Origin of the sequence: Gordonia zhaorongruii (assembly GCF_007559005.1) — a bacterium.
Classification (GTDB): Bacteria; Actinomycetota; Actinomycetes; order Mycobacteriales; family Mycobacteriaceae; genus Gordonia; species Gordonia zhaorongruii.
The window spans coordinates 2,599,388-2,624,573 of the sequence record NZ_CP041763.1 but is presented as its reverse complement, the minus strand read 5'-3'; the positions used below and the strand labels follow the sequence as shown (position 1 = coordinate 2,624,573).

Below are 25,186 nucleotides of genomic sequence, written 5' to 3'. Positions count from 1 at the left end.
CACTGAACGAAGGAACGTGACATGAGTTTCACCGAGACACAGGAGCAGGTCGCGCTACGGGACGCCGTTGCACGCCTTGCGTCCAAGTACGGGCAGAAGTACTTCACCGACTGTGCGCGGGAAGGCCGAAAGACCGACGAGTTGTGGCATGAGGCAGGAGAACTCGGGTTCATCGGCGTCAATCTTCCGGAGGAGTACGGCGGCGGCGGCGCCGGGATGTACGAGCTGTCGATCGTGATGGAGGAACTCGCGGCCGGTGGCAGCGGGTTGCTGATGATGGTCGTGTCGCCCGCCATCTGCGGCAACATCATCGCGCGCTTCGGCACAGACGAGCAGAAGCAGCGCTGGATTCCAGGTTTGGCCGACGGCTCGTTCACGATGGCGTTCGGTATCACCGAGCCGGATGCCGGATCGAACTCGCACCAGATCACGACCACCGCGCGCCGGGACGGTGACGAGTGGATCCTCAACGGCCGCAAGGTGTTCATCTCCGGTGTGGACCAGTCGGAGGCGGTGCTGATCGTCGCACGGACAGAGGACGCCGCGACCGGAAGGCTGAAGCCTGCACTGTTCGTGGTGCCGACCGACTCACCTGGTTTCGAGCATCAGGTGATCGAAATGGAGATGGTGAATCCGGAGAAGCAGTTCACGCTGTTCCTCGACGACGTCCGGCTTCCGGCCGATGCGCTCGTCGGGTCCGAGGACGCGGCGCTGTCCCAGCTGTTCGCCGGCCTCAACCCGGAGCGGATCATGGCGTCCGCGTCGGCCGTCGGCATGGGACGATTCGCGCTGGCCAAGGCAGTCGAGTACGCCAACGACCGCACCGTGTGGAAGCAGCCGATCGGTGCGCATCAGGCGATAGCGCATCCGTTGGCGCAGGGGAAGATCGAACTCGAGATGGCCAAGCTGATGATGCAGAAGGCGGCCACTCTGTACGACGCGGGGGACGACTGGGGCGCCGCCGTTCCAGCCAATATGGCGAAGTACGCCGCAGGTGAGGCCGCTGCGAAGATCGTCGATCAGGCCGTGCAGACTCTCGGCGGCAACGGACTGAGCGTCGAGTACGGGCTCGCCGCGATGCTGCCGCTGTCGCGGTTGACGCGCATCGCGCCGGTCAGCCGGGAGATGATCCTCAACTTCGTCGCCCAGACGAGCCTCGGCCTCCCGAAGTCGTATTGAGCGATGATGGCAGCGTTCGGGGCGTTGTCACTCGACCGGCGAGAGTTCGACCCACATGAGAATCAACGAGCAGGAGCCTGAGATGACCGACGACACCGTGGTCCGTACCGAGGTCGACGCGGCCGTCGCCGTGATCACGCTCGACTCTCCGAACAACCGGAACGCACTGAGCGCCGCACTCGTCGGACAGCTGCGCGATGCTCTCTCGGATGCGGGGACCGATGCGCAGATACGAGCAGTGGTGCTCACACACAGCGGCGGAACATTCTGTGCGGGAGCAGATCTGGGCGAGGCCGTGCGACGCGGACTGAGTCCGCAGGATGCGACCGCGCAGGGTGCGGCAGCGATGATCGATCTGATGAACACGATGGTGACGATGGACAAGCCGGTCATCGCGGTGGCGAACGGTCACGTGCGGGCCGGCGGTTTCGGCCTGCTGGGTGCCGCCGACATCACTCTCGCCGGCCCGGATGCGACGTTCGCGCTCACCGAGTCGAGGCTGGGGCTGGCGCCGTCGATCATCTCGGTGGTTCTCCTGCCGAAGATGACCGCGCGCGGGGCAGGCCGCTATTTTCTGACGGGTGAGAGGTTCGGGCCTATTCAGGCGGAGGCGATGGGGCTGATCACCCGTGCCCTCGAATCGGAGTCGGAGCTGTCGGCCGACTTGGTGGCGGTCTGCGAGGGCATCCGCAAAGCGTCGCCGCAGGGCCTGGCTGCTTCGAAGCGACTCACCACGGCAGCGCTGCGCGCCACCTTCGCAGATGCGGCGGCGGAGCGCGCCGCGGAGTCTGCGGCTCTCTTCGACTCCGCGGACGCTCAGGAGGGAATGACGGCCTTCTTATCCAAGCGCAAGCCCGAATGGGATATGAGTGCGTCGTGAATCAACCTGTGCGCGAGCCGCAACAGGACCGGTCCCGGATCACCCGGGAGCGTCTGCTGACCGCGACCACCGATGTGCTGGCGGACGAAGGCTGGGCGGCGGCCACCGTTGCGCGGGTCGCCGAGCAGGCAGGCGTGTCCAGAGGTGCAGCGCAGCATCACTTCCCGACCCGCGAGTTGCTGATCACCGCAGCTCTGGAACAGATGTTCACCCATCTCACCTCGCTCACTGCGGCCGACCTCGGCGAGCTTCCCGACGGGCCGGAGCGGATCGACGTGGTGGTCGACCGTGCGGTCGCGATCTACACCGGGCACGAGTTCAAGGCCGCCCTGCAGGTGTGGGCGGCGGCTGCATCGGATGAGGCCCTGCGCCGGCACATCCGTCCGCTGGAGGAGAAGTTCGCGCGTGGCGCCCACGCGATGACACTGATCGGTCTGGACCCGAGCGGTGAGGACCCGCGCGCGCACCGCCTTGCGCAGGCGACGCTCGACCTCGCTCGCGGCCTGGGCTTGGCAGATACTCTCTCGGACGACTCCCGTCGTCGTGCGCAGGTGGTCGCGACGTGGACGGAACAGGTGAAACTGGCGCTTCAGTGACAGCCGGCGGAAGCGTGCCGGACGTGTTTCGTGCCGGTGCGCAGCCCGGGACCGATCCGATCACGGCTCGTGATTCAGACACGGAGACGGGCACTCGGACTACCACGGTACGACCGTAATGATGTGCATTATGCGCAACAGTGGGTAACGTTACCGTGCTATATGTCGATTCGGCCGAGTGTCCGGCCGGGAACGTGGGGGCCTTCCGAGTGATCACAGGCAGTATTCAGTTCGCACCGTCGGTGAGTGTCGCGTGACGGCCCCGGGGCGCACGCAGAAGGCGGCGGTTCTCGTCAGCCAGCGCATCGTTCAGGAGGCTCATGACGCGGGGTTGGGACCCGGGGATCTGCTGCCGTCCGAGAAGTTGATGGTCGACAAGTATCAGATCGGCCGCGGAACGTTGCGCGAGGCGCTGCGTCTGCTGGAGTTTCAGGGCGTGGTCGTGATGAAACCAGGCCCTCGGGGAGGGCCGGTCCTGCAAACCCCGACGTCGTCCTTCCTGTCCGGCGCATTCGTCTTGCTGATGCAGTTGAACAATGCGCCCTTGAGGGCGATCTTCGATGCGCGCCTGACTATCGAACCCGTCATCACGCAGGTGGCTGCTGCCAACGTCTCCGACGATCGTCTCGCCGAGATCGGCGAGACGGTCGAGCAGATGAAGGCCTCCTTGAACGGTGACCGGCACCTGTTTCTGGAGGCGAACAAGCAGTTCCACGACCTCATCGCGTGGTCGACCGATAATCCGCTGCTCGGGTACCTCGCCGACTCCCTGCTCGAGGTCACCAACAACACGATCGTCGGACTCGACTTTCCGCAGTCGCGTCGCAAGGCGACTCTGGCCGCACACGAGTCGATCTTCAAGGCGATGGAGAGTCGGGACGCCCCCGCGTCGATGGCCGAGATGGCTGATCACATCGACGAGTACCTCCGCTATGCGACGAAGAAGTACCCGGACATCATGCGATCCGTGGTGCGGTGGGACCGCACCTTCTGACGGGTCCGTGGTCGATCCCAGCGGCGGAGCCGGGCAGAATATTGACGAGCTTGAAGGATCCATACATCTGGCCGTCGAACACCCACGCTGCCCACTGGCAGCGCATCGATACTGCCGAACGCGAAGCGGGGCACGCGCAGGGCAGGCCGAGAATCAAGATCGTCGACCTCGACGAGTTGCGCTCGGTCGCAGCTGCCGCCGGTGACTGATCCACCGTCGCGCCGCAGACGTGAAACCGCGGGCCCACCGGGCGTGAAAGTCACCGGCGGACCCGCGGAGCCCAGGGGATCCGGCTAGCCGGCGTGATCGACCACGCCGCGGATGTTCTTCCCGTTGCGCAGGTCGTCGTAGCCCTCGTTGATCTGCTCGATCGAGTACCGCTTGGTGACGAGTTCGTCGAGCTTGAGTTCGCCCGCGTCGTACAGGCGCAGGAGCCGGACGATGTCGTACTGCGGGTTCATCGACCCGAACAGCGTGCCCATGATCGTCTTCTGATTGAGGGTCAGGTCGGTGCCCGACACCTGAACGGTCAGCTTGGTCGGGTCGGCGAGGCCGGTGATGACCACCCTGCCGCCCTTGCCGATCACGGCGGTAGCGGCCTGCACGACAGGAACGTCGACGGTGCCGACGAGGATCAGGGCGGCGTCGGCGCCCTGGCCCCAGGTGAGTTCGGTGACCTTCTCCTGTGCTTCCTCCGCGGTGGCGAACGCGTGCGTAGCACCGAACTTGAGTGCCTGGTCCCGCTTCATCTGCACCGGGTCGACGACCACCACGTACTTGCAGCCCGCGGCGACGGCGCCCTGGACGGCGTTGATGCCGAGGCCGCCGATGCCGTAGATCACGGAGGTGTCGCCTGCGCGTAGGTTCCCCGCGTTGACCGCGGTTCCCCATCCGGACGGGACGCCGCAGCCGACGAGGACGGCGGTCTCCAATGGCAGCCAGTCATCCACTTTGACGACGGAGTGCTGCGAGATGGTGGCGTACTCGGAGAACGTGCCGAGCATGCACATGCCGCCGAAGTCCTTGCCATCGGCGTGGAACCGGAACGAGCCGTCGGGCAGGGACCCCTCGAGGATCGTCGCGCCCATGTCGCACAGGTTCTGACGTCCGGTGGAGCAGTAGCGGCACGTGCCGCAGTTGGGAATGAAGCTGCACACCACGTGGTCGCCCGGCTTCACCTTGGTGACACCGGGGCCCACTTCCTGGATGATTCCCGACCCCTCATGGCCGCCGACGATCGGGTAGCGGGGCGGGAGATCGCCGTCGGTGAGGTGCAGGTCCGAGTGGCACAGCCCGGCGGCCGTGTACTTGATGAGAACTTCGCCCGCCCGGGGTCCGTCCAGGTCGAGTTCCATGATCTCGAACGGCTTGCCTGCTTCGAGGAGGACAGCTGCTTTGGTCTTCATGAGTCTTCTCGTTTCTTGTGGAAAGCGTTGTCAGAGCGCGACGTTGACGGATTTGGTCTGCGTGTACAGGTCGAGGGCGGAGTCGCCGAGTTCGCGGCCCCAGCCCGACTGCTTGAAGCCGCCGAACGGGAGTGCGGTGTCGAAGCCGTTGTACTGGTTCACCCAGACCGAACCGGCCTGTACTGCGGCCGCGGTGCGGTGCGCCTTCGAGATGTCCTTGGTCCAGATGCCTGCGGCGAGTCCGTAGATCGAGTTGTTCGCGGCCTGCGCCACGTCGTCCTCACCGTCGAACGGCAGCGCGACGACCACCGGACCGAAGATCTCCTCCTCGACGATGGAGAACTCCGGTTTCACATCGACGAACACCGTCGGTTCGACGAAGTAGCCCTCGTCGCCCCAGCGCTTGCCGCCGGTGAGTGCGCGTGCACCATCGGCGAGGCCTTGCTGGATGTAGCTGCTCACGCGGTCGAACTGCTCCTGCGACACCAGCGGTCCCAGTTCGGTTGTCGGATCGAGTCCGGGGCCGATCTTCGCCGTGGAGGCTGCGTCGGCGACAGCTTGCGTGAACTCGTCGAAGATCTCTCGCTGAACGAACATCCGTGTGCCCGCCACGCAGCACTGGCCGTGGTTGAACATCCAGGCCGCGACCGACCCGGCGACGGCTGCGTCGAAATCGGCGTCGGCGTAGACGATGTTGGGGCTCTTGCCGCCCAATTCGAGCGACACCTTCTTCAGGTTGCCGGTCGACGCCTGGACGATCTTCTTGCCCACCTCGGTCGATCCGGTGAACGCGACCTTGTCGACGTCCATGTGCGCGGAGAGCGCGGCGCCGGCGTCGCCGTAGCCGGGGACGATGTTGACCACACCGGGCGGGAACCCGGCCTCCTCGAAGAGTTCACCGAGCATGAGCGCACTCAGCGGAGTCTGTTCGGCGGGCTTGAGGACCACGGTGTTGCCTGCGGCCAGTGCCGGTGCCAACTTCCACGTGGTCATCAGGATGGGGAAGTTCCAGGGGACGATCTGCCCGCACACACCGAGTGACTCACGGCGGGTGTAGGCGTGGAACTGCTGCTCGGGTGGCGCGAACGGCATCGACGGGGTGATCGCCGATCCGGAGATCTTGGTGACCAGGCCGGCGTTGTACCGCCACACGTCGGCCGACCACGGCACGTCCACCGCCGACGCGATGGAAACCGACTTGCCGTTGTCGAGGGCCTCGAGTTGGCCGAAGACGTCGGCGCGTTCGCTGAGGAGATCCCCGATCCGCCAGATCAGGCGTTCACGTTCGTTCGGGCGCATCCGAGACCACGGGCCCTCGTAGGCGGCCCGGGCCGCGGCGACCGCGCGGTCGATGTCGGCGGCCTCGCCGTGCGCGACCTGGGTGATCTCCTGTCCCGTCGCGGGGTCATGGGTTGCGAAGGTGCGTCCGGATACCGAGTCGACCCATTGGCCGCCGATGAGCATCTTGCGGTCGGTCGAGACGAAATCGGCGACGGCGGGGATTAGCGCGGTGTCTGCGGTCGTGGTCATCTGTGCCTCCAGGCGAGAAGGTGGTGTGAGGTGCGCCACTGTGGCGTATGTCATTTCTCCCACGCTTCACGGGGTGCGCCGTGTTCAGAAACTGAACAGTCTCGGTGGACAGCAGAGTCGAACGCGGCTGTCCGGAGAAGGCGGGCGTCGTTCCGCTCGCTGGGTTGGCGAGGCGACGCCTCAGCCGAGTACGCCCAGGGCCCGGATCCGGGCGTACAGCGTCGTCCTGCTGATCCCCAGCGACTTGGCGGCGCTGCTCTTGTTGCCTTCGGCGAGTTCGAGCGCTTCGAGGATCGCCTGGCGTTCCGCCTGCTCCAGACCGAGGAGCCGGGACGCACGCGTCGAGGTCCGGTAGTCCTCGGGCAGGTCGGCGGCGCGGACGGTGCGTGAACCGCGCGCCCGGGCTACGGATGCCGCTCGGCCCAGGACGATCGTCAGCTCGGTGAGATTCCCCGGCCAATCCTGTGACATGAGGGCGTCGGCGGCGTCGTTGCCGAGTTCGAGTGGTGGATCGGCTCGCTGGAGCACCTCGCGACCGAGCGCGGCCAACTCGGTCGGCCGCTGTCGCAGCGGCGCGATCGCGAGTCGGCGTTGGCAGCAGGCGACGACGCCTGCCGCTGCCGGCGGCAGTCTCTCCGCCGAGTCGGTCACGATGACGATCGGCGGGTCGGTGGCGTCACGGCTGCGAAGAGCGGCGCGCAGAAGTTGCAGAGCACGGTCGTCGAGGAGGTCCGCGTCATCGATGATCACGCCGCGTCCGGACAATCGCGATGCGCGCAGGATCGCCACGATGTCGGGCGGGCTGCCGTCGAGCAGCGAGGCCGGGACGTCGATGATCCTCGCTCGGTCCTCCGGGACGCACGCGAGCGCCCGCGTCGTGCGCCCCGTGCCGGATTCGCCGCAGACGGCGATCGTCGCGGCCATGAGCGGCGGGGACGCGATCGGGGTCCGGGCTGGGGGCAGTGATTCGGAGTGCGGTCTCAGCCGGAACACGGCCGCGCGCCGGACGCCCGTCACGTGCTGCACCGTCACGTCGGCGACGATCCCGGACACGAGTGTGATGGTCGAAGGTGCGCGCCGGCCGCAGGCGAGGTGTGCGAGGGTTCCGAAGTCGGCGGGCGCCAGCAGTTGCGAGGCGAGGGTGTTCGTGAGCTGGAGGTCGTCGCCGACGGCGGCCACCGCGATATCACGACGGTGCGCGACCTGATCGAATGTCGAGATCACCGCCTGGTGCTCGGCGTGCGACCGGTTGAGGAGGCGTTGCGCGATGTCGTCGACGAGTCCTCGGACCAACGGCACGGAAAGCGGGTTGAGCCGGTCAGCGACCTCCGTCATGCAGACGATGCCTGCGACCCGTCGCGTCGCCGGATGAATGATCGGCCGACCGAAGCAACTCAGTGACTTGAACTGCTCCAGGTAGTGCTCGGCGCTGTTGACGATCACGTCGCCACGGACTTCGGCAGTGGTGCCGAGAGCAGTCGTGCCCATCGCCTCCTCGTGGAAAGCTGCCCCGGCGATGGCGCCCGAGTCTTCGAGGTGCCGTTCCAAGGTCGCGTCGCCCGAGACTTTCGCCACCATGCGGCTCTCATGGTCGACCAGCAGCAATGCGGTGTCGGTGCCGTCCAGGGTCTCGGCCGCTCGCGCCAGAATCGGCCGCGCCGCATCGAGCAGGGGATCGGCGGACGCGATGTCGGTGAGCAGCGGTGCGGGACGGTCGTCCTGCTGGAGTCCAGACGACATCACACGGCGCCATGACGCCGCGATCACGTCGCGCTGGGGAAGCCGGGTGGTCACGCATCAACTGTGACACAGCACACCGCCGGTGACGGTGGGACTGGAGTTCCCGTTCGGCCCGGCACCGACGTCGCATGGCCACATCAACGGCAGGGTCGTTGAGCGTCCGAACACTCTCGGCGACGGTGCTGACCGGCGAACCAGCGCGTCGTGCGTCGCGCTACGGTTGGCCGCATGCGTGTGGCGACCTGGAATGTGAACTCAGTCAAGCAGCGCGTGCCGCGCCTGCTGCCGTGGCTCGACGAGCGTGAACCCGACGTCGTGTGCCTGCAGGAGACCAAGGTCTCCGATGAGGTTTTCGCCGCCGAGCTAGGCGACGAGCTGGCTGCTCGCGGTTACGAATTCGCGCACGCGGGGCAAGGTCAATGGAACGGGGTCGCGCTGCTCAGCAGAATCGGTCTCGACGAGGTCCGCGTCGCGTTCCCGGACGCGCCCGGCTTTCCCGATGCGGCCGACCCTCCTGAGGGGCGAGCGATCTCGGCGGTCTGCGACGGTGTCCGGATCCACTCGCTCTACGTGCCGAACGGTCGTGAGGTCGATTCAGACCACTACCGGTACAAGCTGACGTGGCTCGGCGCTCTGCGCGCATCCGTGGCGGACGAAGCCGATTCGACGATGCTCTGCGGTGACTTCAACATCATTCCCACCGACGCGGACTGCTTCGATCCGGAGGCGTTCGTCGGCCACACCCACGTCACGCCCGACGAACGGGAGGTGCTTGCCGGGCTGGAGTCCCTCGGTCTGCGCGACGTGATGCGGGATCTCTGGCCCGACGAGCGGATCTACACGTACTGGGATTACCGGGCCGGGATGTTCCACAAGGACCTCGGCATGCGGATCGACCTGATGCTCGCGGGCGGTCCGGTCGCCGATCGGACGAAGGCATCGTGGGTGGATCGGAAGGGGCGCAAGGGCACCAAGCCGAGCGATCATGCTCCGGTGATCGCCGATCTCGACCGCGCCCCGGACGGCAACGCCGGACCCGTGGTGCCGCCGCCGTCGCGTCCCGCGAAAGTGTCCGCCGGGTCGGTGAAGCTGCCGCACACGGTGGCTGACTGAGCGAGGAGGCGGCGGCGGTTTCGACTCGCTCCGCTCGCTCAACCAGCGAGGGAAGTCTCGTCTCGCTGGGGGAGTCGCCGAGGAGGCCCCTCTCGCTGGTTGAGCCGCAGCGGGGGTCCTTCCGAGGAGGCCCTCTCGCTGGTTGAGCCGCGTCCGAGGCGTTAGCCGAGGCCGCGTGTCGAAACCGGTGGAGCGACGGGACGCAACTGGTCTTCGAGGAACCGCGGTCGGCAGATGATCCAGGCGCCGCAGACCATGACGCACACCATTGCGGACAGCAGGAGGAACGGGACGCCCCAGCCGTGGGTCGTGTCGTGGAGGATGCCGAACAGCAACGGGCCGGCGCATGCCAGGAGGTAGCCGACACCCTGTCCGAAGCCGGACAGCGCGGACGAGGCGGAACTGCTCCGCGTGCGGACGTTGATTAGCGTCAACGCCATCGGGAACGTGGTGGGTCCGAGACCGCAGAGGATGGCCCACAGCCACGGCGCCGACATGGGCGCCCACATGAGGCCGGCGAATCCGGCGAACCAGCAGGCCGCGAAGAGCACGGTGAACCCGAAGGGGTTGCGGAAGCGAGTGCACAGCGCGGGTGCGACGAATGTGGCGGCGAGGCCGACACCGGAGAACGTCGCGACCATCAGGCCGCCGAGCGAGTCGCTGGCGCCTGCGTCGGAGAGGATCTTCGGCAGCCACGTGAACATCGCGTAGGTGCCTGCCGACGTCATGCCGAACATCAGGGTCAGACCCCACGCCATCGAGGTCCTCCAGACCGAGGTCTTGACGGCCTCGTCCAGGCCGCGCGCGTCCCGTGCGTCTTCGGGGAGTTCGGCGTGCCGGCGCAGGGCGGCGCGACGCTCGCGGACCACCCAGATCCACGGACCGAGTGCGGCGAGTGGGATCAGGGCCCACACACCGAGAGAGAAGCGCCAGTCCTGCAGATCGGCGAACGGGATGGCGACCGCAGCCGGAACCATCGTCCCCATCTGGACGAAGACGATGTACAGGGTGCTCACCGGTGCGATCCGGTCGGCGAAGTACCGCTTCACCAGTGGTGGGATCAGGATGTTGCCGACGCCCATGCCGAACAGTGCGACGCAGGACAGCACGATCAGCGTGGGGACGTCATTGCTCATCGAGCGGCAGGCGATGCCGACACCGGTGATCACGACGGCGGCCAGCGTCACGTGCTCGATGCCGAACCTGCGGCCCAGAGCGGGGGAGACGAGGCCGGCGACGCCGAATGCGAGCGTGGGCAGCATGCCCAGGACGCCGCTCACGGCGTTGCCGAATCCGATGTCGTCCGAGATGCGGTCGAGCAGCGGCGTCAGCGAGGTGACCGCGGTGCGGAGGGAGAACGCGAAGACGACGATGGCCAGGAGCACGATGATCCGACCGCGCATACGATGGGCTGTCGGGCCGTCGGACTGGTGAACTGTCGGCTGTGTCGTCACCAGGACAATGGTGTCAGCGGGCCGTCGGGCGGGCCGAATTGTTTTCGAGTGCGTCCCGTCACAGTGGCTTCGCAGGTCCGCGGAGTTTTCTGACCGTTCGGCCAGTGTTCGCAGCCGGGTGTCAATGATTTTGACCCTGCTAAATGCGAGCGGTAAAGTGTTGGGTCGGCGCCTGCCCAAGGTGGGTGCTGCCCACTTTCCCGGCCGGAGACGAGCCGGGGTGGCGGGAGTCGTGATCCCGCGGCGGCGCGTCTGACACGCCCGACCTCGGGGGGGCGATACCACAGTTGACCGGCGCAAACGTGTCGGTGGGGCGAGTTGCGGAGGTCGTCCGGATACGCGCGCGGAAGTGATTCGTGCGGCATCGGATGACATGCCCGGAGCACCAACCGTGACAACAAACAGGACCGGCGGGAGCCGGCCCATGAGGAGAAAGAACTCAGTGCCAACTATTAACCAGCTGGTCCGCAAGGGCCGCAAGGATAAGTCCGCGATCAAGACGACCGCGGCTCTCAAGGGAAGCCCGCAGCGTCGCGGCGTGTGCACTCGCGTGTACACCACGACGCCGAAGAAGCCGAACTCCGCACTTCGTAAGGTCGCCCGCGTGCGTCTGACGACGGGCGTCGAGGTCACGGCCTACATCCCGGGTGAGGGACACAACCTGCAGGAGCACTCGATGGTGCTCGTCCGCGGTGGTCGTGTGAAGGACCTCCCCGGTGTTCGTTACCGCATCATCCGCGGTTCGCTCGACACCCAGGGTGTCAAGGATCGCAAGCAGGCTCGCAGCCGCTACGGCGCTAAGAAGGGGAACTAGTCATGCCACGTAAAGGACCCGCTCCCAAGCGCCCGCTGATCAACGACCCGGTCTACGGTTCGCCGCTGGTCACCCAGCTCGTGAACAAGATCCTGCTGGACGGCAAGAAGTCGACCGCCGAGCGCATCGTCTACAAGGCCCTCGAGCAGGCTCGCGAGAAGACCGGCACCGATCCGGTCGTCACCCTCAAGCGCGCGCTCGACAACGTCAAGCCCACGCTCGAGGTCAAGAGCCGCCGCGTCGGTGGCGCCACCTACCAGGTGCCGATCGAGGTCAAGCCCGGTCGCGCCAACACGCTGGCCCTGCGCTGGCTGGTCACGTTCAGCCGTCAGCGTCGTGAGACGACGATGGTCGAGCGTCTGGCCAACGAACTCCTGGACGCCTCGAACGGTCTGGGCGCGTCGGTCAAGCGTCGCGAGGACACCCACAAGATGGCTGAAGCCAACCGGGCGTTCGCGCACTACCGCTGGTGACAACCGCCGGACGCGGGCCGGGACACCCGGCTCGCGTCCATCGGCCATTTGCCCTCGGGCGGACGGTCGTCGACAGAACTCCATTCCCACCTCTAGCGAAAATGCGAGGCGAATAAGTGGCACAGGAAGTGCTGAACGACCTGACTAAGGTCCGCAATATCGGCATCATGGCGCACATCGATGCCGGCAAGACCACGACAACCGAGCGCATCCTCTACTACACCGGTGTGAACTACAAGATCGGTGAGACCCACGACGGTGCGTCGACCACTGACTGGATGGAGCAGGAGAAGGAGCGAGGTATCACCATTACCTCGGCCGCCGTCACCTGTTTCTGGGAGAACAACCAGATCAACGTCATCGACACTCCCGGCCACGTCGACTTCACGGTCGAGGTCGAGCGCGCTCTCCGTGTGCTCGACGGCGCCGTTGCCGTCTTCGACGGCAAGGAAGGCGTCGAGCCGCAGTCGGAGCAGGTCTGGCGTCAGGCGACCAAGTACGACGTCCCGCGTATCTGCTTCGTCAACAAGATGGACAAGATGGGCGCGGACTTCTACTACACCGTGCAGACGATCATCGATCGTCTCGGTGCGAAGCCGCTCGTCCTGCAGCTTCCGATCGGTGCCGAGGACCAGTTCGACGGCGTCGTCGACCTGATCGACATGAAGGCCATCACCTGGCGCGGCACCGTCGCGATCGGTGCTGAGCCGACCATCGAGGAGATCCCCGCGGATCTGGCCGATAAGGCCGCCGAGTACCGCGAGAAGCTGCTCGAGGCGGTTGCCGAGTCCGATGAGGGACTCATGGAGAAGTACTTCTCCGGTGAGGAGCTCACGGTCGAGGAGATCAAGGGCGCCATCCGCAAGATGACGATCAACTCCGAGATCTACCCCATCCTGTGTGGTTCGGCGTTCAAGAACAAGGGCGTTCAGCCCATGCTCGACGCTGTGATCGACTTCCTCCCGAACCCGCTCGACGTCGGCGAGATCGAGGGCCACGTCCCGGGTAAAGAGGATGAGGTCATCACCCGCCACCCGAGCAAGGACGAGCCGTTCTCGGCGCTCGCGTTCAAGATCGCCGCTCACCCGTTCTTCGGCAAGCTGACGTTCGTTCGCGTGTACTCGGGCCGGATCGATCCGGGCACCCAGGTCCTCAACGCGGTCAAGGGCAAGAAGGAGCGCGTCGGCAAGCTGTTCCAGATGCACTCCAACAAGGAGAACCCGGTCGAGGACGCGGTGGCCGGCCACATCTACGCGATGATCGGCCTCAAGGACACCACGACCGGTGACACCCTCTGCGACGCGCAGAACCCGATCGTCCTCGAGTCGATGTCGTTCCCGGACCCGGTCATCAACGTCTCGATCGAGCCGAAGACCAAGTCGGACCAGGAGAAGCTGGGCACCGCGATCCAGAAGCTCGCCGAAGAGGATCCGACGTTCTCGGTTCAGCTCGACGACGAGACCGGTCAGACCGTCATCGGCGGCATGGGCGAGCTCCACCTCGACATCCTGGTCGACCGCATGAAGCGCGAGTTCAAGGTCGAGGCGAACGTCGGCAAGCCGCAGGTGGCCTACCGCGAGACGATCAAGAAGACCGTCGAGAAGCACGATTTCACCCACAAGAAGCAGACGGGTGGTTCGGGCCAGTTCGCGAAGGTCATCGTCAAGCTCGAGCCGTTGGTCGACGCCGAGGAAGAGGGCGCGACCTACGAGTTCAAGAACGCCGTCACCGGCGGTCGTGTCCCGCGTGAGTACATCCCTTCCGTGGATGCCGGTGCGCAGGACGCGATGCAGTACGGCGTGCTGGCCGGCTACCCGCTGGTCAACCTGAAGTTCACTCTGCTCGACGGTCAGTACCACGACGTCGACTCGTCGGAGATGGCCTTCAAGATCGCCGGCTCGCAGGCTCTCAAGGAAGCTGCGAGAATGGCTCAGCCCGTCATCCTGGAGCCGGTCATGGCCGTCGAGGTCACGACTCCCGAGGATTACATGGGCGAGGTCATCGGCGACCTCAACTCCCGCCGTGGTCAGGTTCAGGCCATGGAGGAGCGCAGTGGTGCTCGAGTCGTCAAGGCTCAGGTCCCGCTGTCGGAGATGTTCGGCTACATCGGAGACCTTCGGTCGAAGACTCAGGGCCGGGCAAACTACTCCATGGTGTTCGACTCGTACGCTGAAGTTCCGGCGAACGTGTCGAAGGAGATCATCGCGAAGGCGACGGGCGAGTAACTCCTCGTCCGCCGTATTGGCGAACCGCGCTCCGGCGCACAAACGAATACCCCGGTCGGCGGCTTCCGCGGCCGGCCGGGGACCATTGAAAGCCTCCTCGTGAATACGAGGACCCATACCGACTGCCGGGAACCACTCGGCAGCACTGACAGTCCAGGAGGACATCAAGTGGCGAAGGCGAAGTTCGAGCGGACCAAGCCGCACCTGAACATCGGCACCATCGGTCACGTCGACCACGGCAAGACCACCACGACGGCGGCCATCACGAAGGTGCTGGCGGACCAGTACCCGGAACTGAACGAGAGCTTCGCTTTCGATCAGATCGACAAGGCGCCTGAGGAGAAGGCTCGTGGTATCACGATCAACATCTCCCACGTCGAGTACCAGACGGAGAAGCGTCACTACGCTCACGTCGACGCTCCGGGTCACGCTGACTACATCAAGAACATGATCACCGGTGCTGCCCAGATGGACGGTGCGATCCTGGTCGTGGCCGCCACTGACGGCCCGATGCCGCAGACCCGCGAGCACGTCCTCCTGGCCCGCCAGGTCGGCGTTCCTTACATCCTCGTCGCACTCAACAAGGCCGACATGGTCGACGACGACGAGATCATGGAGCTCGTCGAGATGGAGGTCCGCGAGCTGCTGGGCGGCCAGGACTTCGACGAGGACGCACCGGTCATCCCGATCTCCGCACTCAAGGCGCTCGAGGGCGACGAGAAGTGGGTCAAGTCGGTTCAGGACCTGATGGCTGCTGTCGACGAGTCGATCCCGGACCCGGTCCGTGAGACCGAGAAGCCGTTCCTCATGCCCGTCGAGGACGTCTTCACGATCACCGGTCGTGGCACCGTCGTCACCGGCCGTGTCGAGCGCGGTGAGGTCAACGTGAACGCTGATGTCGAGATCGTCGGCATCCGCGAGAAGAGCACCAAGACCACCGTCACCGGTATCGAGATGTTCCACAAGCTCCTCGACTCGGCTCAGGCCGGCGACAACGCCGGTCTGCTGCTGCGCGGCCTCAAGCGTGAGGACGTGGAGCGTGGCCAGGTCATCGTGAAGCCGGGCACCACGACTCCGCACACGGAGTTCGAGGGTCAGGCATACATCCTGGCGAAGGACGAGGGCGGTCGTCACACCCCGTTCTTCAACAACTACCGTCCGCAGTTCTACTTCCGCACCACGGACGTGACCGGCGTCGTGACCCTCCCCGAGGGCACCGAGATGGTCATGCCGGGCGACAACACCGAGATGAGCGTCAAGCTCATCCAGCCGGTCGCCATGGACGAGGGCCTGCGCTTCGCTATCCGCGAGGGTGGCCGCACCGTCGGTGCCGGCCGCGTCACCAAGATCGTCAAGTGATCTGCTGATCAGTTGAGTTCTTGACCGACTGAGGTCATGCAGAGCGCCCGCTCCCGAGTAATCGGGGCGGGCGCTCTCGCGTTCTCCGGGTCGGGGGAGGGTGTGCGAGAACCGGTTTCCCGTGGGGACCTATCCTGGACCGATGTCCGCCGATCATCGAACAGTGCTCCGAGGTGGCCTGCCGCTCTCGCTGATGGTGTCGGGTCCGGTCGACGCAGCGACGACGCCGGTCGTTCTGGTGCACGGGATGGGCGGTGACCGCACCACGTGGCGGCACGTGGCCCGCGAGCTCCGGGTACGTGGACGGACCGTGGTCAGCTTCGACCTGCGCGGGCACGGCCGGACGGGGCGCGCGGACTCGTATCGGCTCACGGATTTTCGGGACGATCTGGCAGCCGTGGTCGCCGACCTGGGGTGCGACCGCGTCGACCTGGTCGGGCACTCACTCGGGGCGCACACGGCACTGCGGTACGCGATGGCGCAGCCGGACCGGGTTCGTCGGATGGTGCTCGAGGAGGTGCCGCCGATGCCGCGCAACGACGACGACGTCGCCGAGCAGATCACCCCGTCCGCAACGCTGGGAGAGCGCATTCGCGGGATTCGGGCGCTCATCGCGAATCCGTTTCCGTTTCTGCGGTTCGACGGCGAGCTCGGTGATCCGGTCCTCTCGGAGTTCACCGTCGTCGACTCCGAGTGGTGGTGTCAGCTGCACCGGGTGACTGCGCCGGCGCTGGTCATCTCGGGTGGACGTCAGAGCTTCCTGGCGCCGCAGCACCTCCGCGACCTTGCGTTCGCCCTGCCTGCGGGCGATTTCCTGACCATCGACGCAGGACACAGTGTGCACCGTGATCGCGGTGCGGAGTTCGCGGACGCGGTCACCGGGCACCTGGCCTGACGGCTCTGGCGCCCAGCAGAGCTGCATGACACGATCAGGTCATGACCGCACTGATCGTCTGCACATCGAAATCGAACGGCAGCACCCGGGCAGTCGCCGATGAGATGGCGAAGGCCATCGACGCGCGGGTGGTGAGCCCGGACGAGGTGACCGATGCGGAGATCGACGCCGCCGAGTTGGTGGGCTGGGGCTCGGGCATCTACTGGATGTCTTTCGCGTCGGAGGTCACTGATCGAATCAAGGCGCTGGCCGACCGCCCGCGCGGGCGGGCTTTCGTCGTTGCGACGAGCGGACTTCCCGAGACGCCGCTGCGCCGCTACACGAGGTCGATGTCGGACCTGCTCGCCGAGAAGGGCTTCGAGGTGGCCGACACCTTCCACTGCCGGGGTCTGGACACGATGGGTCCGCTCGGCCTGGTCGGCGGTGTGAATCGTGGGCACCCGACGCAGGCCGACCTGGCGCTGGCGCGCACCTTCGCCCTGCGCGTCGCAGGCTGAGCGTTCGCAGATACCAGCAGTATCGGCGGATGGAAGCGGCTACTCGGAGCTGGCCACCATCCAGGCGATGCCGAATCTGTCGGTGAACATCCCGAAGTAGCCGCCCCACGGCGCCTCCGCGAACGGCATCGTGGGTTCGCCGCCCTCGCTCAGCTTGTCCCACCACGTGCGCAGCTTGTCGACGTCGGGGCCGCTCAGCGATACCGAGATCCCCTGCGGCGGCTGGTACCCCATGGTGCTGGGGGTGTCGGAGGCCATCAGGACGAGGCCGTCCTCGGTGGTGAGCTGTGCGTGCATCACATTGGCGGCCTCGCTCGGATCGACCATGTCGGGGAACGCTTCGAACGTGGAGATGTCGAGGTCGCCGCCGAGTGCCTGTTGATAGAACTCCATCGCCTGGCGTGCGGTGTCTTTGAATGAGACGTACGGATTGAGGTTCGGCATGTCGGTTCCTCTCGAAGGTGCGCTGACGAAGCTGCACCTCCGATTGTCCGCCGATGGTGGTGCATGGGATACCGGAATCATCAGCTCAGCTGATGAGTGGGCGAGTGACCGCTCACCCGTTGTGCAGCGGTCGCGGGTCCACACCGGTGCGCTGCCATCCCTCGTAGGCCCACGGCACGTAGAGCCACTTGAGCGGGAGCCTGTTGAACACCGGATTCAGCGCACGCATGCCGGCCGCGAACCGATCGAAGCGGCGTTGCCTGCGGTGATCCCACTCGAGGTTGCACACGTCGCGCATCTGTTGGGGGAGGGTGCCGACGACGACGGTCCGCAGGAACGCGTTGATCGGTGCCGACGCGATGCGCCACAGGGGTGCGGGCATCCAACGCGGCCCGGGAACGCCCTGTCGCAGGTAGCCGGTCGCATACATGATGGTCCGCGTCGGGACGAAGCGTTCGAGCATGGACGCCCAGTACTCGACGAACTCGTCGTAGGTCTGCGGCTGGCTCCGCGCTGATACGCCGTACAGCTCGTACCAGACCCTGCTCTCGTCGAAGATCTGCACCTTCTCCTCGTACGAGAGGCGCCGGATGAACAGGTCGGTCATCGTCAGCACCTGGTCGACGAAGGTGGCGTGCGCCCAGTAGTACAGGTCCGGATTCAAGGCGTGATAGCGAGACCCGTCGCTGATCGTGCCCTTGATGTCGCGATGGAAGTCGCGGACCGTGCGGCCCCATCGGTAGGGATCGTCGGAGTAGACGGTCCGCATGACCGGTGGCCCGGTACGCCGCGCACGCCCGAGGAAGTCGCTGAAGATCACCGAGTGGTCCTCCACTCCCTGCGCGAGTTGCTCGATGCAGTTCTCGGTGCCGGCGAGGCGCTGGAAGCCGAGGAGCCCGCGGACGTCGCCGTAGAACTTCCAGACCAGGGAGTCGGCGCCGAGCCGGAGCTGGAGAGAATCGACGTCGTCGACGACATCGGCTTCGGCCTCGCGCACGCCGGTGTCGAAGGTGGGGTTGACGCTCATGGATTCAGCGTAAGCGAATGTTGGAACGAATATTGGTAATTGTGTCAAAGGCGATGAAGGGGAGTCGCTTCGGTCGGGCCGTCGTCGACGACTATGACCTGAGGACCGACATGCCCCCACTACGCTGGGCACCATGGTTTTCTCGCAGCCGTCCGGTAAGAACAAGCAGAATCTGTTCGGAGTATCCGACGATCGGAAGAAGCAGACCCCGACCTTCCGGCTCAAGCCGAAGGATGCGCCGCCGCCGTCGATGCCGACGGCCGAAGAGCTCGTCGAAGCGTCGCGGGTGGTCTCGCTGCCGATGCGCACCAGGTTCCGGGGTGTGACGACCCGGGAGGCGATGATCTTCTCCGGCCCCGCGGGCTGGGGCGAGTTCGCGCCGTTCACCGAGTACGAGGACGCGGAGGCGCGAATCTGGCTGGCTGCGGGTATCGAAGCCGCGTACCTCGGCGCGCCTGCGCCGATTCGCGAGTCGGTACCGGTGAACGCGACTGTTCCCGCAGTCCCGGCAGACAAGGTCGCCGAGATCATCTCCAGGTATCCGCATGTGTCGACGGTGAAGGTCAAGGTCGCTGAAGAAGGGCAGACGCTCGACGACGACGTCGAGCGTGTCGCCGCAGCGCGGGAGCTGGTGCCCAATGTCCGGGTCGACGCGAACGGTGCCTGGGATGTCGATTCGGCGATCAAGGCCATCGCCGCGATCGGCGAGGTCGAATACGTCGAGCAGCCGTGCCGAACCGTCGAGGAGCTGGCTCATGTGCGGCGCGCGGTCTCGGTCCCGATCGCCGCCGACGAATCGATTCGCCGGTCGGGTGACCCCATGCGAGTGGTGAAGGCCGAGGCGGCCGATATCGCGGTCCTCAAGGTGGCTCCGCTCGGCGGTATGCGCTCGGTGCTCAAACTGGCTGCGAAGCTGCCGATGGAGGTAGTGGTCTCCAGCGCCCTCGACACCGCGGTCGGCATATCGGCCGGCGTCGCGGCAGCGGCCGCGATCCCCGGCCTGCACCGTGCATGCGGTCTGGGTACCGGTGCGATGTTCACGCGGGACGTCGCACCCGGTTTCTCGATCATCGACGGGTCGGTGCAGCCACGGGACATTCGCCCGGCGGCGGATCTGCCGCTGGCCTCGCCCGATCGGGTCGAATGGTGGGAGGACCGCCTGCGCCGGTGCCATGCACTCCTGGCCGGTTGACCACTCCGAGGCGCGACGCGGATCTGCTGGAGCACTAGAAACAAACATCGATTTCTGTTCCAATGAGTATGAGCGGCATCACAGACGGTGCCGTACAGCTCGAGGAGGAAACGATGGCGACTCCGATACTCGCGACGCCGGAACAAGGCAGCGGACTTCGTCCGGTTCATGTCACCAACCGCAACGGTGTACTCGAGGTCCTGGCCATGCGGCGCGACCCGTTCGCTTTCGCAGACGAGAAGCGCCTGCGCATGGGTAAGACGTACGCGATGAATGCGCTCGGTGTGCGCATGGTGACCGCAGCGGGCCCGGAAGCGGCCGGCGAGATCCTGATGAACAAGGACCGCGCATTCGCGAACGCGCCTGCCTGGAGTTATCTCATCGGCCCGTTCTTCAACAGGGGCATCATGCTTCTCGACTTCGATGAGCACCGGCACCACCGGCACATCCTGCAGCAGGCGTTCACGCCGAAGATCCTGCACGGGTACTTCGGCGAGATGCAGCCGATGATCATCGACGCGATGAAGCGGTTCCCCACCGGTGACGTCAAGATGTTGAGCGAGTTCAAGCAGCTCACCCTCGACGTCGCGCTGGAGGTGTTCCTCGGGCTGGAACTGCCGCAGCACGAGGCCGACCGCCTGAACAAGGCCTTCATCGAGACGGTGCGAGCGGGCGTCGCGTTCGTCCGCAAGCCGGTGCCGGGCGGCCGGTGGTGGAAGGGGCTCCGCTCGCGCAAGATCCTCGAGGACTTCTTCTACGAGCACATCCCAGCCAAGCGTGCGAAGCAGACGCCGGACCTGTTCTCGGTCCTGTGCCATGCGGAGAGCGACGACGGGGACTCGTTCACCGACGAGGACGTCGTCAATCACATGATCTTCGTGCTGATGGCGGCGCACGACACGACCACCATCACGATGACGCAGATGGTGTACCGAATGGCGAAGTCGCCGGAGTGGCAGGCCAAGGCGCGTGCACAGTCGCTCGAGATCGGTCCGGAACTCACCTACGACGATCTGGCGCGCTTCGAGGTCGTCGACCTGGTGATGCGCGAGTCGCTGCGCATGTGCCCGCCGGTTCCGGCGCAGCCCCGGATGGCGATCAAGGACACCGAGTTGCAGGGGTACTTCATCCCCAAGGACACGATGGTGGTGATCCCGCAGATGGCGAACCACCGTGATCCGGAGATCTACTCCCATCCGCACGTCTTCGACCCCGAGCGATTCCTCCCCGAACGTGCGGAGGACAAGGCGCACCGGATGGCGTGGATGCCGTTCGGTGGCGGAGTGCACAAGTGCATCGGCCTCTACTTCGGACAGATGGAGATCAAGACGATCATGCACAACCTCCTGCGCAACTACGAGTGGTCGGTGCCTGCCGATTACGAGATGCCGATGGATTACAGCGCGCTCCCGGTTCCGAAGGACAAGCTGCCGGTCAGGATGCGTCGTATCTGATGGCGGCGAGCAGGAAAGAGCGGGTCACGGCGTCGCCGTCCGCGCAGGAGGCGGCGATTCTCGCTGCAGCGGCAGACGAGTTCACCGAGGTCGGTGTGCGTCGCGCCAACATGGACGAGGTGGCCAAGGCCGCGGGTGTCAGCAGATCCACGCTGTACCGGCGCTTCCCCAGCAAGGACAACTTGCTGGTGGCGGTCGCCAACGACACGTTCGAGCGCGGCCTCGCCAGGCTCGAAGGCGCGGTGAGAGGCCTGGGGCCCGCAGATGCGGTCGTCGAGGCGTTCGCGACGGGCGCCGGGATGGTCACGTCGGATCCGCTCATGCGGCGAATCGTCTTCGAGGACGTCGAGATCCGCAACATCACCTCGGGCGCCATGAGCACGTTGTTCATCGAGATGGTGACGGCCAGGGTCGCCTCCACGCTGCGTGATGCAGGCGCGATCATGCCGGACGAAGCACTGTTCGAGGCGGTGGAACTGCATGTGCGACTGGTGATCTCGTTGCTCGAGGTGCCGGTCACCGATCCTCAGAAGAGGTCGGCCGATCACGTCCGGCACATCGCCGCCACCTACCTGGCACCGATGATTCACTGACGCGCCGCTCGCTGGGTTACGGCCGGGTCATCGACGATGGCTCGGCTCGCTGCTCGCTCGAGCGCCGTCCAGCTCGGCCCGCTGTCCGATTCAGCGCGCTGCCCCGCCCGACCCGGTGTCGGGCGACCGGATTCTGTTAGAGGAGAAGTCATGTCATTGAGTTCCAGACTGTCCCGTGCCGGACGTGCGGACGAGCAGTGGTCGCGAATCCGCGCCGCACTCGACGGGAAGGTCGTCGCGATCACCGGAGGTGCCCGCGGGATCGGGTACGAGATCGCGGGCCAGGTGCTCGCCGCGGGCGGCCGCGTGGCGTTGGGTGACGTCGATGTCGACGCGGTGGAGAAGGCGGCAGCAGATCTCGGCGTGGAAGGACTGCAGCTCGACGTGACCGACAGTGCGTCGTTCGAGACGTTCTTCGACAGCGTGGAGCGCAGGCTCGGTCCCGTGGACGTGCTGATCAACAATGCCGGCATCATGCCCGTCGGTCCGTTCCTCGACTTCGACGAGAGCCTCATCCGCAGCACCATCGACATCGACCTGGTCGGCGTGATCCTCGGCTGTCGTGCGGCCGGACGGCGGATGGTGGGCCGCGGCGGCGGGCAGATCGTGAACGTCGCATCCATCGCGGGTCGCCTGCCGATGCCGGGGCTCGCGGTCTACAACGGCGCGAAGTCCGGCGTCATCGAGTTCTCCGAAGCGATCGATCACGAGCTGTCGGGGACCGGCGTGCGCGTGTCGACGGTGATGCCGACCTTCACCAGAACCGGGTTGGTCACCGGCCTGACACCGAACAAGATGATTCAGACCGTCGAGCCGGAGGTGGTGGCGCACCGCGTCCTGCGATCGATCGCCGAGCCCACGGTGCGGGCGGCGGCACCGTGGTCCATGGGCTGGGTGGATGCGGTGCCGAGCCTGTCCATCGGGTTCAAGCGGACGCTGACGCGGTTGACGAAGGTCGACACGGTCTTCTTGCACCCGGACTCGTCCGAGCGGAAGGCGTACAGCGAGCGCATCGGTCAGGGCGGATCACCCGGCCGTTAGTGTGGCAGGCGTGTCCTCCGACGAATCGCGCGCCACGACGCTCTCCCGGTTGCGGACGTCCCGCCGTCGGGTGCGCCACGCGCGTGACGAACTCCTCGATGCCGAGGTGGCGACGGGCGGGCGCGACGCTCTCGGCACTGCGATGCTCGCGTTCCTCATAGTGACGGCGGTACTGGCGGTGACCGTCGCCTGCTTCGCGGTGTGGCGGTACGCCGATGCACCGACCCGCTACCCGGACGCCGACTACGTCGATGCCGCCACCGAAAGGGTGAGTCTGCTCGTCGAAGCGGACAGCACGGACCCGACTCGTGCGCGTCGCATACTCTCGGGCGCGACCGGGGACTTCCACGACTCGTTCGCCCAATCCGCCGACGCGTACACGCAGTTCGTCGCGAAAGCCGGGACTCGCGGCGACGGCAGCGTCGACGGTGTCGCGGTGGCCCGGCGTGACGGTGATTCGGCTCTTCTCCTCGTTGCGGCGAGTGTTCGCGTCGAGACGGCGAAATCCGCCGACGACGGCGGTATGAACCACCTGCGCATGCGCGTGGCGATGACGCCGGAGGACGACGTCCTGAAGGTGTCGGCCGTCGAGGTGCTGCAGTGATCGACGCGCGCCGGATCGTCCGTCGATTGGAGGCGCCGCCCACTCGTCGCACCGCGATCGCTCTCGCTGCGGCACTGGCAGTCCTGGTCGTGGTGCTCGCACTGTGCGCCGTCGCGTTGGGGGTGCGTGCCGACGCGGTCGGTGAGCGCGAGCGCGCTGACGAACTGCGCGAACAGGCGCCGGCCGCCGTGGCCGCCGTGTTCACCGTGCACGAGAAGTCGTGGAAGCAGGACCGGTTTCGGGCTCGGGACCACTTGGCTGCGCCACTGGCGGGATCGCTGTCGGCGGCGCTGGCAGTCGGGCCTCCGGACGAGATCGCGTCGATCGTCTGGGAGCCCCTGCGCACCGCAGTCGTCGACGTGGATGCCGACGCCGGTGTCGTGCTGACGACGGTGCGGGTGAGCGTCACCCCGAAACAGGGGCCGGCGGAAGTCCGAACCACGTCGGTGCAGGCGAATCTCACGCGATCAGGGGATCGGTGGCTGGTGAACGGATTGGACGAGTTGCGATGACGGGCGTGCGGCCCCAGCGGGTGACCCAGGCGCAGAAACGCTACGACGCCGCGGTCCGCGACTACCGGACCGCGATGATCGCAGCGGCTCCGGCGCTGCGGGCGCGGGCCCGGCGCCGTGCGGCGGCACTGCGGCTGGCGGTGATCGCCGTGTGCGTCGTGGCCCTCGTCGCCGCGATCGTCGGGGTGTGGGCGTGGATGTCGGCGGGGTCGGCCCGCGAGGGAATCGACGATGGCGACGCCGCGGTGAGCTCGGCCTCCGAGCAGATCGTCGGCATGCTCACTCCCGATCCCGCGGATCCCGCGGGCTACGTGCAGAACGTGCTGAACGGCAGCACCGGCGAGCAGCACGAACGGATCAGCAAGGGACGCGACGCGTTGGCGGCGTACGTCGGGGGATTGCCGACCGCGCCCGACGGTGCGATCGTGTCTGCCGGCGTCGACGCCGAGCGGGACGGCTCGGTCGACGTGCTGGTCGTCGCTCAGGCAGGCGACCCGACGCTCATCGGCGGCGGCCAGGAGGATCGGCGAGTGAGTCTGCTGGTGACCATGACCGAATCCGGCGGGCGCTGGCTCGTCGCCGACACGGAGAACGTGTCGTGACTCGGCTGCGTAACCGTCCGCCGGCCGACCGGCGACGACTCACGTCGTGGGCGGTGGTCGTGGTGCTCGCGCTCGTCGTCGCGCTGATCGCCGGAGTGCTGGCGCTGCGCGCGAGCGCCGCGCCGGAGCGACCGGATTCGGCGCCCGCCGAAGCTGCCGCGGCCGCAGTGCGGACACTGATGACGTTCAGTCCGGAAGACGGCGCGGGCCGTCGCGCCGAGACGCGCGCATCGCTCACCGGACCTCTCGCCGCTGACTACGCGCTGCGGGGGCCCGACGTCGTGTTCCCGTCGGCCGTCGCATCCCGCGTGACCATGTCCGTGGAGGTCACCGATGCCGGAGTCACCAGTGCCACGGACGGTTCGGCGCGGGTCCTCGTCTTCGCTGATCAGACGATCGTCGTTGGGGCGCATCGGGAGTCGCCGTCCAGAATCGGTGTGGCCCGGTGGGCCTGGATGACTAGAGTTGATGACGAGTGGCTGTTGGCGCGGCTGGGGAACGTGTCGCCCCAGTAGGTGTTGCTCGAGCAGGTGTTGCCACAGTAGGTGTTGCCCGACGATGC

Annotated in this window: 26 protein-coding genes; 20 read left to right on the top strand and 6 right to left on the bottom strand. The window is 66.3% G+C overall.

Annotation, left to right across the window (positions count from 1 at the left end):
* Positions 1 to 21: 21 nt before the first annotated feature.
* The 5 genes from FO044_RS12140 to FO044_RS15055 all read left to right on the top strand — a co-directional run bounded on the left by FO044_RS12140 (position 22) and on the right by FO044_RS15055 (position 3,858).
* Entirely contained in the window at positions 22 to 1,179 is a 1,158-nt protein-coding gene (locus tag FO044_RS12140; RefSeq protein ID WP_132992162.1) for an acyl-CoA dehydrogenase family protein, read from the top strand.
* Between the two features lie 82 nt (positions 1,180 to 1,261).
* Positions 1,262 to 2,059 (top strand): enoyl-CoA hydratase family protein, encoded by a 798-nt coding sequence (locus FO044_RS12135; protein WP_132992161.1) that lies wholly within the window; start codon positions 1,262 to 1,264, stop codon positions 2,057 to 2,059.
* The gene (locus FO044_RS12130; protein ID WP_132992160.1) at positions 2,038 to 2,655 is read left to right on the top strand and encodes a TetR/AcrR family transcriptional regulator; all 618 of its coding nucleotides are present in this window, start codon (positions 2,038 to 2,040) and stop codon (positions 2,653 to 2,655) included. The genes FO044_RS12135 and FO044_RS12130 overlap by 22 nt, the downstream gene beginning before the upstream one ends.
* 253 nt (positions 2,656 to 2,908) lie before the next feature.
* A complete protein-coding gene (locus FO044_RS12125) occupies positions 2,909 to 3,649 on the top strand; it encodes a FadR/GntR family transcriptional regulator (protein WP_132992159.1) in 741 nt (246 codons plus the stop codon).
* A 50-nt stretch (positions 3,650 to 3,699) separates the two neighbouring features.
* Positions 3,700 to 3,858, top strand: coding sequence for a hypothetical protein (locus FO044_RS15055; RefSeq protein WP_186290546.1), 159 nt, complete (start codon positions 3,700 to 3,702; stop codon positions 3,856 to 3,858).
* Between the two features lie 84 nt (positions 3,859 to 3,942).
* Here FO044_RS15055 and FO044_RS12120 read toward each other — a convergent pair whose 3' ends face one another.
* The 3 genes from FO044_RS12120 to FO044_RS12110 form a co-directional block, all read right to left on the bottom strand.
* Complete coding sequence (locus FO044_RS12120; protein WP_132992114.1) at positions 3,943 to 5,055, bottom strand: NDMA-dependent alcohol dehydrogenase; 1,113 nt, start codon at positions 5,053 to 5,055, stop codon at positions 3,943 to 3,945.
* 30 nt (positions 5,056 to 5,085) lie between these two features.
* On the bottom strand, positions 5,086 to 6,585 hold the full coding sequence (locus FO044_RS12115) for an aldehyde dehydrogenase family protein (protein ID WP_132992113.1): 1,500 nt from the start codon (positions 6,583 to 6,585) through the stop codon (positions 5,086 to 5,088).
* A 180-nt stretch (positions 6,586 to 6,765) separates the two neighbouring features.
* A complete protein-coding gene (locus FO044_RS12110) occupies positions 6,766 to 8,379 on the bottom strand; it encodes a helix-turn-helix domain-containing protein (protein ID WP_186290545.1) in 1,614 nt (537 codons plus the stop codon).
* A gap of 174 nt (positions 8,380 to 8,553) precedes the next feature.
* On the opposite strand from FO044_RS12110, the gene FO044_RS12105 reads away from it, so the two are divergent.
* Positions 8,554 to 9,438 carry an exodeoxyribonuclease III gene (locus FO044_RS12105; RefSeq protein WP_143965733.1) on the top strand — a complete coding sequence of 295 codons (885 nt, stop codon included), beginning with the start codon at positions 8,554 to 8,556 and terminating at the stop codon, positions 9,436 to 9,438.
* A gap of 161 nt (positions 9,439 to 9,599) precedes the next feature.
* On the opposite strand, the gene FO044_RS12100 is transcribed toward FO044_RS12105, so the two are convergent.
* A complete protein-coding gene (locus FO044_RS12100; protein ID WP_143965982.1) occupies positions 9,600 to 10,841 on the bottom strand; it encodes a CynX/NimT family MFS transporter in 1,242 nt (413 codons plus the stop codon).
* 493 nt (positions 10,842 to 11,334) lie between these two features.
* Here FO044_RS12100 and rpsL point away from each other — a divergent pair, with 493 nt between their 5' ends.
* The 6 genes from rpsL (at position 11,335) to FO044_RS12070 (ending at position 17,155) form a co-directional block, all read left to right on the top strand.
* Positions 11,335 to 11,706 carry a 30S ribosomal protein S12 gene (gene rpsL / locus FO044_RS12095; protein ID WP_132992111.1) on the top strand — a complete coding sequence of 124 codons (372 nt, stop codon included), beginning with the start codon at positions 11,335 to 11,337 and terminating at the stop codon, positions 11,704 to 11,706.
* Positions 11,707 to 11,708: 2 nt separating this feature from the next.
* Positions 11,709 to 12,179, top strand: a complete 471-nt coding sequence (gene rpsG, locus FO044_RS12090; RefSeq protein WP_132992110.1) for a 30S ribosomal protein S7 — start codon at positions 11,709 to 11,711, stop codon at positions 12,177 to 12,179.
* Positions 12,180 to 12,295: 116 nt separating this feature from the next.
* On the top strand, positions 12,296 to 14,404 hold the full coding sequence (gene fusA, locus FO044_RS12085) for an elongation factor G (protein WP_132992109.1): 2,109 nt from the start codon (positions 12,296 to 12,298) through the stop codon (positions 14,402 to 14,404).
* A gap of 168 nt (positions 14,405 to 14,572) precedes the next feature.
* Entirely contained in the window at positions 14,573 to 15,763 is a 1,191-nt protein-coding gene (gene tuf / locus FO044_RS12080) for an elongation factor Tu (protein WP_132992108.1), read from the top strand.
* Positions 15,764 to 15,905: 142 nt separating this feature from the next.
* Complete coding sequence (locus FO044_RS12075; protein WP_132992107.1) at positions 15,906 to 16,658, top strand: alpha/beta fold hydrolase; 753 nt, start codon at positions 15,906 to 15,908, stop codon at positions 16,656 to 16,658.
* 41 nt (positions 16,659 to 16,699) lie between these two features.
* Positions 16,700 to 17,155 carry an NADPH-dependent FMN reductase family protein gene (locus tag FO044_RS12070; protein ID WP_132992106.1) on the top strand — a complete coding sequence of 152 codons (456 nt, stop codon included), beginning with the start codon at positions 16,700 to 16,702 and terminating at the stop codon, positions 17,153 to 17,155.
* Between the two features lie 39 nt (positions 17,156 to 17,194).
* Here the strand turns inward: FO044_RS12070 and FO044_RS12065 are convergent, their stop codons facing one another.
* Entirely contained in the window at positions 17,195 to 17,599 is a 405-nt protein-coding gene (locus tag FO044_RS12065; protein WP_143965732.1) for a VOC family protein, read from the bottom strand.
* Between the two features lie 112 nt (positions 17,600 to 17,711).
* On the bottom strand, positions 17,712 to 18,626 hold the full coding sequence (locus FO044_RS12060; RefSeq protein WP_132992104.1) for an oxygenase MpaB family protein: 915 nt from the start codon (positions 18,624 to 18,626) through the stop codon (positions 17,712 to 17,714).
* Positions 18,627 to 18,759: 133 nt separating this feature from the next.
* On the opposite strand from FO044_RS12060, the gene FO044_RS12055 reads away from it, so the two are divergent.
* The 8 genes from FO044_RS12055 to FO044_RS12020 all read left to right on the top strand — a co-directional run bounded on the left by FO044_RS12055 (position 18,760) and on the right by FO044_RS12020 (position 25,139).
* Complete coding sequence (locus tag FO044_RS12055) at positions 18,760 to 19,818, top strand: o-succinylbenzoate synthase (RefSeq protein ID WP_132992103.1); 1,059 nt, start codon at positions 18,760 to 18,762, stop codon at positions 19,816 to 19,818.
* 113 nt (positions 19,819 to 19,931) lie between these two features.
* Positions 19,932 to 21,272, top strand: a complete 1,341-nt coding sequence (locus tag FO044_RS12050) for a cytochrome P450 (protein ID WP_132992102.1) — start codon at positions 19,932 to 19,934, stop codon at positions 21,270 to 21,272.
* Positions 21,272 to 21,865, top strand: a complete 594-nt coding sequence (locus FO044_RS12045) for a TetR/AcrR family transcriptional regulator (protein WP_132992101.1) — start codon at positions 21,272 to 21,274, stop codon at positions 21,863 to 21,865. The genes FO044_RS12050 and FO044_RS12045 overlap by 1 nt, the downstream gene beginning before the upstream one ends.
* Before the next feature lie 150 nt (positions 21,866 to 22,015).
* Positions 22,016 to 22,906 (top strand): SDR family NAD(P)-dependent oxidoreductase, encoded by an 891-nt coding sequence (locus tag FO044_RS12040; RefSeq protein ID WP_143965731.1) that lies wholly within the window; start codon positions 22,016 to 22,018, stop codon positions 22,904 to 22,906.
* Between the two features lie 10 nt (positions 22,907 to 22,916).
* Complete coding sequence (locus tag FO044_RS12035) at positions 22,917 to 23,510, top strand: hypothetical protein (protein ID WP_143965730.1); 594 nt, start codon at positions 22,917 to 22,919, stop codon at positions 23,508 to 23,510.
* Positions 23,507 to 24,022, top strand: coding sequence for a hypothetical protein (locus FO044_RS12030; RefSeq protein WP_143965729.1), 516 nt, complete (start codon positions 23,507 to 23,509; stop codon positions 24,020 to 24,022). The genes FO044_RS12035 and FO044_RS12030 overlap by 4 nt, the downstream gene beginning before the upstream one ends.
* Complete coding sequence (locus FO044_RS12025; protein ID WP_143965728.1) at positions 24,019 to 24,624, top strand: hypothetical protein; 606 nt, start codon at positions 24,019 to 24,021, stop codon at positions 24,622 to 24,624. Before FO044_RS12030 ends, FO044_RS12025 begins: the two co-directional genes overlap by 4 nt.
* On the top strand, positions 24,621 to 25,139 hold the full coding sequence (locus tag FO044_RS12020) for a hypothetical protein (RefSeq protein ID WP_143965727.1): 519 nt from the start codon (positions 24,621 to 24,623) through the stop codon (positions 25,137 to 25,139). Before FO044_RS12025 ends, FO044_RS12020 begins: the two co-directional genes overlap by 4 nt.
* The last annotated feature ends 47 nt before the right edge of the window (positions 25,140 to 25,186 follow it).